An 11,536-nucleotide genomic window follows, 5' to 3' on the forward strand; every position below is an offset into this window, starting at 1 on the left:
AAGTTGGGCTGCGCCTCGTAGCGCACGTCCAGCTGGCGCTCACCCGCCGGGCGGCGCTCGGCCTGCACGGTGGCGGCCCGCTCGGCGGGAGCGGCCTGCGCGGCCAGCGCCGGACCCGCGATCCCACCAGCGGTCGCAGCGATACCGGCAACGGTCAGAGCGGTACGACGAATCAGATCGGTACGCATGTCAGCGTGCTCCTCTGCTCGGGGGAGACGGCACCGCGAAAGGGGGATACGCGCGGCGGCACCGCGAAGAAAAGTCCGGGGGAAGGACGACCCGGCGGCGGGGGCCTGCTCGGGCGTCCGGAGGGTGTAACGACCCCGACCCCATCGGCATTCCGGGGTTCCCGGCCCCCGGCGTCCCGGCGTGCGGGGCGGGGGTGGGGCGGTTCGGGGGCCCGACCGGGCGGCAGAGCCCCGGTCGCATGCCAGTTACAACGCCCCCACCCCCACGCCGATTCCGCCGTCGGGGTGACCCGGCCCACGGGACGCCGTGGCGCAAACCGGGCATCCCTCGGGTCGCGGCCCGCCCGGATGGGTGGCCGCCTCGGCGACACGACGCGCCGAGGCGGTTCCACCCCCGCCGGCCACGAACCGCCGAGGCCCGCCCGGGTCGGGGCGGTCGGCCGGAGTCAGGGCAGGTCGGCCGTGGGTGCGGTGGGCTGCGGTGCCGGGCGAGGGCTGGGGAGCCCGGTGGGGCCCGTGGTCGGCCAGGGGATCTCCGGGGCGGGGTGGAACGTGATGCCGGCGGTGTGCCAGCGGGGGCCGTGCCCGGCGAGGCGACGGCGGAAGGACGCCCAGTCGTGCGTCCGGCGGGGCGACCAGCCCAGCTCGGCGAGGGCGGGCAGCCGGGGCAGCAGCATGAACTCGATCTCGGCCAGCGAGGTCACCGACTCGGTCCAGAGCGGGGCCTCCACGCCCAGCACCGCCTCGGCGGGCACGCCGCCCAGGTGCGTGCCCGGATCCCAGTCGTACGCCCGTTCCACGTCGATGAGGCCCGCCCAGTCGTGCCCGATCGGGGTGTCCGGGGCGTACTTCATGTCCAGGTATGCGCGGTTGCCGGGGGAGAGGATCACCCGCGCGCCGCGCCGCACCGCCTCGGCCGTCCCGGGGTCGTCGCCCCCGGTGCCCCACCACTGCAGCACCCGACCGTCGGCGTGCCCGGCCGGGGCGATCTGGTGCCAGCCGACCACGGTCTTGCCGGTGGCGGCGACGATGCCCTGCGTCCGCGCGACGAAGCGGGCGTACGCGTCGGCCGGGACCTTGAACGCCTCGTCTCCGCCGATGTGCAGCCACGGCCCGGGGGTGAGCGCGGCGACCTCGCCGAGCACGTCGGCGACGAAGGCGTACGTGCGCTCGTCGCCCGGGTCGAGATAGCTGAAGCCGACCTCGGTGCCCGTGTACGGCGGCGGCGCGACCCCGTCCGGCGCGAGCTGCGGGTATGCCGTCAGCGCCGCGTTGGTGTGGCCGGGCAGGTCGATCTCCGGGACGACGGTGACGTGCCGGCGGGCGGCGTAGGAGACGATGCGCCGGTAGTCGGCCCGGGTGTACGCCCCACCGGGGCCGCCGCCCACCTGGGTCGCCCCGCCGACGGCGGTCAGCCTCGGCCAGCCGTCGACGGCGATCCGCCAGCCCTGGTCGTCGGTGAGGTGCAGGTGCAGGTGGTTGAGCTTGTAGCGGGCCAGGTGGTCGATCACCCGCAGCACGTCGGCGACGCCGAAGAAGTGCCGCGCCACGTCGAGCATCGCGCCCCGGTAGGCGAACCGGGGCCGGTCGACGATGACCCCGCCGGGCACCGCCCAGCGGGCGGCCACCGGGGTGGGGCTCTCGACGGCGGGCGGCAGGAGCTGGCGCAGGGTCTGCACGCCGTGCAGGAGGCCGGCGGGGGTGGCGGCGGTGAGGCGTACCGCGTCGGGGGTCACGTCGAGCCGGTAGCCCTCCGCGCCGAGCGCGGCGACCGGGCCGGCGCCGGCGGCGACCGGGCCGGGCGCGTCGCCGGGCGTGCCGGAGAGCTGGAGGGCCAGGCCCTCGGCGGGCGGCGTGGCGTCGGTCACCGGGAGCGGGTAGCCGGTGGCCGGCCGCAGCAGGGCCGCGAGCTGCTCGGCGACGTCCCGGGCGGCCGGGTCGGGGCTGACCCGGACGGCCGCGTCGGCGGGGAGCGTGAAGTCGGCGGCCGGGTCGGGCTCGACCCGTTCCGGGGCGGGGACCACGTCGCCCAGCCGGACGGGGGCCGGTGGCGCGAGCCGGTCGACGGCGGCGCGGGCGGCGGCGTGGGCCAGGTCGGCGGCGGCCGGCCCGGGCGCGGTCGGGTCGACGGCCGGTCCGGTCGGGTCGAGCGGTCTGCGGCCGGGCTCGGCGGGGCGGGGCGCGGTGGGCGGCACGGTGCGGACTCCGGGGGGTGTATTTGCGAGGGATATGGCAAAGGTGAAGTTCGGCAGAACCGGTGCGGTCAAGAGTACGAGGGGAGCCGAGAAATGCGTGATCGTGCTCGTGGAAACGTTCCCAAAAACCGGTACGGACGCGGATAGTCGTGATGGCTGTGCCGATTGTCACCAAGTAGTCCCAGGTCATGCGATGTTCGCTTAGCCTTCGCCCACCGATCGGCGACGGCACCGGATTAGCGGTGGTCAGCCCTGGGGTATCAGCAAACTGAACCTTCGTTAAGTGTCAGTCCGGCGCGCGTGGGAGGCTCTGGTGGCAGCGCAAGAGACGGTCGATCACAAGTACGTCTACGACTTCGCCGAGGGCAACAAGGAACTCAAGGACCTGCTCGGCGGCAAGGGGGCGAACCTCGCCGAGATGACGAATCTCGGCCTGCCGGTGCCGCCCGGCTTCACCATCACCACCGAGGCCTGCAAGGCGTACCTCGCCACCGGACGGGAGCCGGACGGGCTCGCCGGCCAGATCGAGGCGCACCTGGAGTCGCTGGAGCGGGGGATGGGCCGCCGCCTCGGCGACGCGCACGACCCGCTGCTGGTCTCCGTACGCTCCGGGGCGAAGTTCTCCATGCCGGGCATGATGGAGACCGTCCTCAACGTCGGCCTCAACGACCGCAGCGTCGTCGGGCTCGCCGCCCAGGCGGGCGGCAACGAGCGGTTCGCCTGGGACTCCTACCGCCGGCTGATCCAGATGTTCGGCAAGACCGTCTGCGAGGTGCCGGGCGAGGAGTTCGAGCACGCGCTCGACGAGGCCAAGCGCGCCCGGGGCACCACCAGCGACCTCGACCTGGACGCCGACGACCTGCGGGGGCTGGTCGACGCGTACAAGAAGATCTTCCTCAAGCACACCGGCCGCGACTTCCCGCAGGAGCCCCGCGAGCAGCTCGACCTGGCCATCCGCGCGGTCTTCGAGTCGTGGAACGCCGAGCGCGCGGTGCTCTACCGCCGGCAGGAGCGCATCCCCGCCGACCTCGGCACCGCCGTCAACGTGGTGGCCATGGTCTTCGGCAACCTCGGCCCCGACTCCGGCACCGGCGTCGCCTTCACCCGCGACCCCGCCAGCGGCGCACAGGGCATCTACGGCGACTACCTGGCCAACGCCCAGGGCGAGGACGTCGTCGCCGGCATCCGCAACACCGTGCCGCTGCAGGACCTGGAGCGCCTCGACAAGCGGTCCTACGACGAGCTGCTCGCCATCATGGCCCGGCTGGAGGGGCACTACCGGGACCTGTGCGACATCGAGTTCACCATCGAACGCGGCAAGCTCTGGATGCTCCAGACCCGGGTCGGCAAGCGCACCGCCGCGGCGGCGTTCGTCATCGCCGGCCAGCTCGTCGACGAGGGCCTGATCGACCTCGACGAGGCGCTGCACCGGGTCAACGGCGCGCAGCTCGCCCAGCTCATGTTCCCCCGGTTCCAGCTCGACCACGACTTCGAGCCGGTCGCCAAGGGCGTCGGGGCGTCGCCGGGCGCGGCGTCCGGCAAGGTGGTCTTCACCTCGGCCCGCGCCGTCGAGCTGGCCGCCGAGGGCGAGGCGGTCATCCTCGTCCGCCGGGAGACCAACCCCGACGACCTCAACGGCATGATCGCCGCTAAGGGCATCCTCACCTCGCGCGGCGGCAAGACCAGCCACGCCGCCGTGGTCGCCCGGGGCATGGGCAAGACCTGCGTGTCCGGCGCCGACGAGATCGACGTCAACGTGCCGGCGAAGCGGTTCAGCGTCGCCGGACAGACCGTGAACGAGGGCGACGTCGTCTCGATCGACGGCACCACCGGCAAGGTCTACCTCGGCGAGGTGCCGGTCATGCCGTCGGAGGTGGTGCGCTACTTCGAGGGCACGCTCGACCCCGACGAGGCCGACGACGCGCTGGTCAGGGCCGTACACCGGATCATGACCCACGCCGACGCGGCCCGGCGGCTGGCGGTACGCGCGAACGCCGACACGGGCGAGGACGCCGCCCGGGCCCGGCGCTTCGGCGCGCAGGGCATCGGCCTGTGCCGCACCGAGCACATGTTCCTCGGCGACCGGCGTGAGCTGGTCGAACGGCTGATCCTGACCCGCACCGACACCGAGCGCTCCGACGCCCTCGCCGCGCTGCTGCCGTTGCAGCGCGACGACTTCGTGGAGATCTTCCGCGAGATGGACGGCCTGCCGGTCACGGTGCGGCTGATCGACCCGCCGCTGCACGAGTTCCTGCCCCCGCTGGAGCAGCTCGCGGTCGACGTCGCCGTCGCCCAGGAACGCGGCGAGGACGTGGCCAAGGAGGAGGCGCTGCTCGCCGCCGTCCGGCGGATGCACGAGGAGAACCCGATGCTGGGCCTGCGCGGCGTGCGGCTCGGCCTGGTCATCCCCGGCCTGTTCGCCATGCAGGTGCGGGCGATCGCCGAGGCCGCCGTGCGGGTCACCCGCGAGGGCGGGTCGGCCTGCCCGGAGATCATGGTCCCGCTGGTCGGGGCGGTCCAGGAGCTGGAGACGGTGCGCGCCGAGGCCGAGAAGATCATCGCCGAGGTGGTCGGGGACAGCGGCGTCGAGGTGCTGATCGGCACGATGATCGAGGTGCCCCGGGCGGCGCTGACCGCCGGCCAGATCGCCGAGGCGGCGCAGTTCTTCTCCTTCGGCACCAACGACCTGACCCAGATGGGCTGGGGTTTCTCCCGCGACGACGTGGAGGGGGCCTTCTTCTGGCGCTACCTGGAGCTGGGCATCTTCGGCATCTCGCCGTTCGAGTCGATCGACCGCGACGGCGTGGGCCGGCTGGTGCGGATCGCCGCCGAGGAGGGCCGGGCGGCGCGGCCGGAGCTGAAGCTCGGCGTCTGCGGCGAGCACGGTGGCGACCCGGAGTCCGTCCACTTCTTCCACTCCGTCGGCCTGGACTATGTCTCCTGCTCGCCGTTCCGGGTGCCGGTGGCCCGGCTGGAGGCCGGCCGCGCGGCGGTCGAGACGGTCGGCTCCGACAGCCGCTGAGCGACGGAGCCGTCGCACCGCCGGCCCGGCGGGGCCCGGCCGCACGACGGGCCGGCGGCCGCCGCGTCCGGCGCCGGCCCCGGTGGGGAAGCCGCACGCATCACCCACCGGGGCCGGCGGGCTCAGATCGGCGGACGCCGCCAGCCGGTGGCGCGGGACGCGTTCGGGGTGCGCCCCGGCAGGGTCGCCATCGGGGTCCGCATGGCCAGCGGCGCGCGCGGGTCGGGCGCGGGCATGCTGACGGGCGCGCTGCGCTCCTGGTCGAAGGCCGAGCCCGTCCGGGCGGCCACCTCCCGGGCCTCCCGGTGCAGGGTCTCCAGGTCGGTGCGGGCCCCGGTGACCAGGGTCAGCAGCGCGTGCCGGCCGGCCGGGTAGGTCACCACGCAGCCCCGGGCGGTGAACACGACCGACTCCTGGAACTCGCCGTGCCGGACCGTGTCGGCGACCCGGTGGCCGAGGCCGAAGCTGGCCGCGGCCAGGGCCGCCAGGTGGGTGGCGTCGGTGGTCGGCAGGTCGCTGGAGATGAGCAGGCCGTCGGTGCCGGCGAGCACGCCCCCGGCGACCTCCGGCCGGCGCTGGCGCAGCCCCCGTAGTTCCGTTTCCAGCACCGTGTCAGCGTCCACGAGCGTCACTTCCCGTCGTCCGATTCATCTGGTTCGGATCTGATTCAGGTGTGCGGATCATCGGTAACGTTCTGCTCTGGGAACGCTACCGGTCGCCATGGTGGACCGCGACCCGTCACGGTCGGCGATTAGCCGACAACTCTCGACTGATCGGCTGTTGCGCGCCGCCGGGCGGGGACTCGTCGCGCGGGGAGTCGTCGCCGCGCCGTCGGCAGCCGTCAGGCGTAGCCTGGGGGCGCTCGCGAAGGATGTCGTATCGCCGGTGGAGGGTGGAACCGCATGACCAGCGTCTGGGAGAGTCTCACCGTGGTCGCGCGGGATCCGGCCCGGCTCGCCCGCTGGTGGGCCGAGGCGCTGGGCTACCGGGTGGTGGCCGAGCGGCCCGGCGAGGTGGAGATCCGGCAGTCCGCCGACCGGCTCCCCGGCATCGTCTTCCTGCCGGTCTCCGGCGACAAGCAGGGCCGCAACCGCCTCCACCTCGACCTGCGCCCGGCCGACCAGGAGGCCGAGGTCGAGCGGCTGGTCGACATGGGCGCCCGGCACGTCGACGTCGGCCAGGGCGACGCCGGCCGGACGGTGCTCGCCGACCCCGAGGGCAACGAGTTCTGCGTGCTGCGGCAGCGGGGATAGCCGGTGCGCGGGTGAGCGACCAGCACTCCGCCGGCGCGCGCTGGGTCGACGAGCCGGCCAAGGACACCGGCGCGGGCCGCTCGCCGTACGAGCGGGACCGGGCGCGGGTCCTGCACTCGGCCGCGTTCCGCCGGCTCGCCGCGAAGACCCAGGTGCACACCGCCGGCACCGACGACTTCCTGCGTACCCGGCTGACCCACTCGCTGGAGGTGGCGCAGATCGCCCGGGAGATGGGGGCCCGGCTGGGCTGCGACCCCGACGTGGTGGACACCGCCGGGCTGGCCCACGACCTCGGTCACCCGCCGTTCGGGCACAACGGCGAGGCCGCCCTGGACCAGCTCGCCGCGTCGTGCGGCGGCTTCGAGGGCAACGCGCAGACGCTGCGGGTGCTCACCCGGCTGGAGGCCAAGGTGCTCGCCCCGGGCGGCGGGTCCGCCGGGCTCAACCTGACCCGGGCGTCGCTCGACGCCACCGCGAAGTACCCGTGGCCGCGCCGGCCGGCGGGCGGCAAGTTCGGGGTGTACGCCGACGACCGGCCGGTCTTCGACTGGCTGCGCGCCGGTGCCCCGGCCGAGGGGCGGCGCTGCCTGGAGGCCCAGGTGATGGACTGGGCCGACGACGTGGCGTACTCGGTGCACGACGTCGAGGACGGCGTCCACGGCGGGTACGTGGGCCTCGGCCCGCTGCTGGCCGACCCCGACGAGCGGGCCGCGCTCTGCGCCGACGTGGCCGCCACCTACTCCGGGGAGTCCCCGGCGGACCTGGGCGTCGTGCTGGTCGAGCTGCTCGCCGACCCGGTGCTCGCCCCGCTCGCCGGCTACGACGGCAGCCACCGGGCCCAGGCCGCGCTGAAGGCGACCACCAGCGTGCTCACCGGCCGGTTCGTCTCGACCGCGGTGGCCGCCACCCGGGAGCGCTGCGGGCCCGGCCCGCTGCGTCGGTACGCGGCCGACCTGGTGGTGCCGCGCCGGGTCCGCGCCGAGTGCGCGCTGCTCAAGGGGCTGGCGCTGCGCTACGTGATGCGCCGCCCCGGCGCGCGGTGCCGGTACGAGCGGCAGCGGCAGATCCTCGCCGAGCTGGTCTCCGCCCTGACCCGACGGGCCCCCGAGGCGCTGGACCCGGTCTTCGCCCCGCTGTGGCGGGACGCCCCGGACGACGCCGCCCGGCTGCGCGTGGTGATCGACCAGGTCGCCTCGCTCACCGACCCGGCCGCCGTTGCCTGGCACGAGCGGCTGCGGGCCGACTGAACGCCGAGGCCAGGGGCGCGAACGGGCCGGCGGGCGGCGGCGGGCGGCCGGTGGGCACCCGAGCGGACTTAGGCTAGCCTAAGCGCATGACGGAGCGCCCGAAGAAGGTCACCACCGCCCGGGTCCTGCGGACCTGGCGGCCCACCCCGCACGTGATCCGGCTGGTGCTCGGCGGGGAGGAGCTGACCGGCCTCCCGGTGGGCGAGCACACCGACCACTACGTGAAGCTGGTCTTCCCGCCGGACGGGGTGACCTATCCGGAGCCGGTCGACCTCGCGGCGATCCGCCGCCTGCCCGCCGAGCAGTGGCCGCGGCTGCGCGCGTACACGGTGCGATCCTTCGACGCGGCGGCCGGCGAGCTGACCATCGACGTGGTGCACCACGGCGACGAGGGGGTGGCCGGCCCCTGGGCGGCCCGGCTGCGCCCCGGCGACCCGGTGCGGTTCGTCGGCCCCGGCGGGGCGTACGCGCCGAGCCCGGACGCCGACTGGCACCTGCTGGTGGGCGACGAGAGCGCGCTGCCGGCGATCGCCGCCGCCCTGGAACGGCTCCCGGCGGGCGCCCCGGCGCGGGTCTACCTGGAGGTGGCCGACGCCGCCGAGGCGCAGCCGCTGCCCAGCAAGGGCGACGTCGAGCTGACCTGGCTGCACCGGGGCGACCGGCCGGTCGGCGAGGCGCTGGTGGCGGCGGTGCGGGCGCTGGACTTCCCGCCCGGCACGGTGCACGCGTTCGTGCACGGCGAGGCGACCTTCGTCCGCGAGCTGCGCCGGCTGCTGCGCGTCGAGCGCGGCGTGCCCCGGGAGTGGCTGTCGATCTCCGGCTACTGGCGGCGGGGCATGGACGACGAGGGCTGGCGCTCGACGAAGCCCGACTGGAACCGGCAGGTCGAGGCGGACGAGGCCACCACGCCCGCCTGACGCGGTGATCGGGACGTCGGGGGGACGCCTCCGCCCGCCGTCCCCCCGACGCCGCGTGGGTCACCCCGGCAGGGCAGGATGTAGGGCCGAGGGGGTGGCGAATGGCTGGGCGGATCCGCGACGAGGACATCGCGCTGGTCCGGGAGCGCACCTCGATCGCCGAGGTCATCTCGGACACGGTGACGCTCCGGTCGGCCGGCGGCGGCAACCTCAAGGGGCTGTGCCCGTTCCACGACGAGAAGAGCCCCTCGTTCAACGTCTCGCCCGCCCGCAACGTCTGGTACTGCTTCGGCTGCGGGGCCGGCGGCGACGCGATCAAGTTCCTGATGGACGCCGACCACCTCAGTTTCGTCGAGTCCGTCGAGCGGCTCGCCGCCCGCGCCGGCATCCAGCTGCGGTACGTCGAGAACGACCAGGCCGCCCCGCGCGCCGCCCGCCCCCAGCAGGGGCAGCGGCAGCGCCTGGTGGCCGCGCACGCCGCCGCCGTCGAGTTCTACCAGGCGCAGCTCGGCACGGCCGGCGCCCGCCCGGCCCGGGAGTTCCTCGCCCAGCGGGGCTTCGACCGGGCCGCCGCCCAGCGCTACGCCTGCGGCTTCGCCCCGGACGCCTGGGACCTGCTCACCAAGCACCTGCGTCAGCAGGGCTTCACCCACGACGAGCTGGTCACGGCCGGGCTGTCCCGCCCGTCGCGCTCCGGCACCCTGATCGACCGGTTCCGCCGCCGGCTGATGTGGCCGATCCGGGACATCACGGGCGACCCGATCGGCTTCGGCGCCCGCAAGCTGTTCGACGACGACGACGGCCCGAAATACCTGAACACCCCCGAGACGCCGATCTACAAGAAGTCGCACGTCCTCTACGGCATCGACCAGGCCAAGCGGGAGATCGCCAAGCAGGGCAAGGTGGTCGTCGTCGAGGGCTACACCGACGTGATGGCCTGCCACCTGGCCGACGTCCCGACGGCGGTGGCGACCTGCGGCACGGCGTTCGGCGCGGACCACATCTCGGTGCTGCGCCGGCTGCTGCTGGACACCGACGACGTGGCCGGCGAGATCATCTTCACCTTCGACGGCGACGCCGCCGGGCAGAAGGCGGCGCTGCGCGCGTTCGACGACGACCAGCGCTTCGTCGGGCGCACCTTCATCGCGGTCAGCCCCGACAACATGGACCCGTGCGACCTGCGCCTGGCAAAGGGCGACCTGGCGGTGCGCGACCTGGTCGCCCGCCGCGAGCCGCTTGTCGACTTCGCGCTGCGCCACGTCATCAACCGGTACGACCTGGACACCGTCGACGGCCGGGTGGAGGCGATGCGCCGGGCCGCGCCGATCGTCGCGAAGATCAAGGACCGGGAGAAGCGCCCCGAGTACGTCCGCAAGCTCGCCGGTGACCTCGGCATGGAGATCGAGCCGGTGCAGCGGGCCGTGCTCGCCGCCGCCGCCGGCCAGCCCGCCGGGGGCGCGGCGGCGGCACCGGCGCGCGCCGCCCGGCCCGCGCCCGGCGCGGACAGCCCGATGTCGCTGGTCGAGCGGGAGGCGCTGAAGCTCGCCCTCCAGGAGCCGGTGCTGGCCGGGCCGATGTTCGACGCGGTCGAGGCGGCGGAATACCAGCACCCGGTGCACGTGGCCGTGCGGGAGGCGATCGCGGCGGCCGGCGGGGCCGCCGCCGCCACGCAGGGCGCGGTCTGGGTCGAGGCGGTCCGCGACGCCTGCGCCGACCTCGCCGCCCAGGCCCTGGTGGGCGAGCTGGCCGTGGAGCCGCTGCGCATCGACGGGGAGCCCGACCCCCGGTACGTCTCGGTGACCATCGCCCGGCTGCAGTGGGGCTCGGTGACCGGCCGGATCCGGGACCTCAAGTCGAAGATCCAGCGGATCAACCCGGTCAGCAACAAGGACGAGTACTTCGCGCTCTTCGGGGAGCTGCTGTCGCTGGAGCAGCACGCACGGGCGCTGCGCGAGCAGGCCGCGGGAGGGCTGTGATGGGGCTGTTCAGTCGCAAGCCGAAGCTGCCTGCGGCGGCCCGCCCGCCGCTGGCCGACGCCGAGCGGGTGCTGGCCTGGGCCGCCGCAGGCGAGGCCGGCGGTCCGGGCGCCGGCGTGCTGGTCGCCACCAACCTGGGGCTCTGGCTGCCGGGGCGGGACGCCCGGCTGGGCTGGCACGACGTCCTCAAGGCCGTCTGGTCGGGACGGGAGCTGACCGTCACCCCGGCCGAGCGGCTCGCCGAACGCGCCGGGTACGTGCTGGTGGCCGACGGCCCCGCCGAGACGTACCTGCTGCTCGAACCGGGTGAGCTGCCGCACCAGGTGCGGGCGCGGGTGACCCGCTCGGTGGCGTACACCCAGCACCACCCGGTGCCCGGCGGCGCCGGCCGGATCGCCGCCCGCCGCGTGCCCGGGGCGGACGGTCTGACCTGGACGGTCCGCTACGACCCGGGCACCCCCGCCGACGACGAGGCGGTGGTCGCCGAGACCGACCGCCTGGTCGCCGCCGCCCGCGCCGCCACGGCCCCCACCGACCTCTAGGGTCCCGCCGACGAGGTCGGCGACGCTCGTTCGGCGCGTGACGCAGCGCTACCACCAGCCCGACCCCCGCCACCCGTCCTCGGCCCTTTGCTCTGCACCCACGGACGCAGCGGGTTACGCAGCGCTGTCCGGGGTCGGCAGGCCCGCCCTGACGGACGCCGCAGATGCGCTGCTCAGGCGAGCGTTGCGCGGGTGG

8 protein-coding genes and 1 pseudogene are annotated in these 11,536 nt (G+C 74.9%); 6 read left to right on the forward strand and 3 right to left on the reverse strand.

Annotated elements, in window-relative coordinates; all coding sequences use genetic code 11:
• Both GA0070558_RS33790 and GA0070558_RS02345 read right to left on the reverse strand, forming a co-directional pair.
• Positions 1-188 (reverse strand): annotated as a pseudogene (locus GA0070558_RS33790) (C39 family peptidase); the annotation flags it as partial.
• A gap of 446 nt (positions 189-634) precedes the next feature.
• The gene (locus tag GA0070558_RS02345; RefSeq protein WP_091275049.1) at positions 635-2,383 is read right to left on the reverse strand and encodes a beta-N-acetylhexosaminidase; all 1,749 of its coding nucleotides are present in this window, start codon (positions 2,381-2,383) and stop codon (positions 635-637) included.
• Positions 2,384-2,696: 313 nt separating this feature from the next.
• On the opposite strand from GA0070558_RS02345, the gene ppdK reads away from it, so the two are divergent.
• The gene (gene ppdK, locus GA0070558_RS02350) at positions 2,697-5,405 is read left to right on the forward strand and encodes a pyruvate, phosphate dikinase (RefSeq protein WP_091275052.1); all 2,709 of its coding nucleotides are present in this window, start codon (positions 2,697-2,699) and stop codon (positions 5,403-5,405) included.
• Positions 5,406-5,527: 122 nt separating this feature from the next.
• Here ppdK and GA0070558_RS02355 read toward each other — a convergent pair whose 3' ends face one another.
• The gene (locus tag GA0070558_RS02355) at positions 5,528-6,028 is read right to left on the reverse strand and encodes a roadblock/LC7 domain-containing protein (RefSeq protein WP_228986780.1); all 501 of its coding nucleotides are present in this window, start codon (positions 6,026-6,028) and stop codon (positions 5,528-5,530) included.
• A gap of 279 nt (positions 6,029-6,307) precedes the next feature.
• On the opposite strand from GA0070558_RS02355, the gene GA0070558_RS02360 reads away from it, so the two are divergent.
• The 5 genes from GA0070558_RS02360 (at position 6,308) to GA0070558_RS02380 (ending at position 11,340) form a co-directional block, all read left to right on the forward strand.
• The gene (locus tag GA0070558_RS02360; protein WP_091275055.1) at positions 6,308-6,658 is read left to right on the forward strand and encodes a VOC family protein; all 351 of its coding nucleotides are present in this window, start codon (positions 6,308-6,310) and stop codon (positions 6,656-6,658) included.
• An 11-nt stretch (positions 6,659-6,669) separates the two neighbouring features.
• Complete coding sequence (locus tag GA0070558_RS02365; RefSeq protein ID WP_091275059.1) at positions 6,670-7,905, forward strand: deoxyguanosinetriphosphate triphosphohydrolase; 1,236 nt, start codon at positions 6,670-6,672, stop codon at positions 7,903-7,905.
• Between the two features lie 86 nt (positions 7,906-7,991).
• On the forward strand, positions 7,992-8,822 hold the full coding sequence (locus GA0070558_RS02370; protein ID WP_091275062.1) for a siderophore-interacting protein: 831 nt from the start codon (positions 7,992-7,994) through the stop codon (positions 8,820-8,822).
• 101 nt (positions 8,823-8,923) lie between these two features.
• The gene (dnaG, locus tag GA0070558_RS02375) at positions 8,924-10,798 is read left to right on the forward strand and encodes a DNA primase (protein ID WP_091275065.1); all 1,875 of its coding nucleotides are present in this window, start codon (positions 8,924-8,926) and stop codon (positions 10,796-10,798) included.
• A complete protein-coding gene (locus tag GA0070558_RS02380) occupies positions 10,798-11,340 on the forward strand; it encodes a hypothetical protein (RefSeq protein WP_077938786.1) in 543 nt (180 codons plus the stop codon). The genes dnaG and GA0070558_RS02380 overlap by 1 nt, the downstream gene beginning before the upstream one ends.
• Positions 11,341-11,536: the final 196 nt, after the last annotated feature.

This window comes from Micromonospora haikouensis (assembly GCF_900091595.1).
Lineage (GTDB): Bacteria > Actinomycetota > Actinomycetes > Mycobacteriales > Micromonosporaceae > Micromonospora > Micromonospora haikouensis.

Bases quoted from the DNA above. Each gene is read 5' to 3' on its own strand.
- GA0070558_RS02360 (WP_091275055.1), top strand. From the start codon at position 6,308: ATGACCAGCGTCTGGGAGAGTCTCACCGTGGTCGCGCGGGATCCGGCC.
- GA0070558_RS02370 (WP_091275062.1), top strand. From the start codon at position 7,992: ATGACGGAGCGCCCGAAGAAGGTCACCACCGCCCGGGTCCTGCGGACC.
- dnaG (WP_091275065.1), top strand. From the start codon at position 8,924: ATGGCTGGGCGGATCCGCGACGAGGACATCGCGCTGGTCCGGGAGCGC.
- GA0070558_RS02380 (WP_077938786.1), top strand. From the start codon at position 10,798: ATGGGGCTGTTCAGTCGCAAGCCGAAGCTGCCTGCGGCGGCCCGCCCG.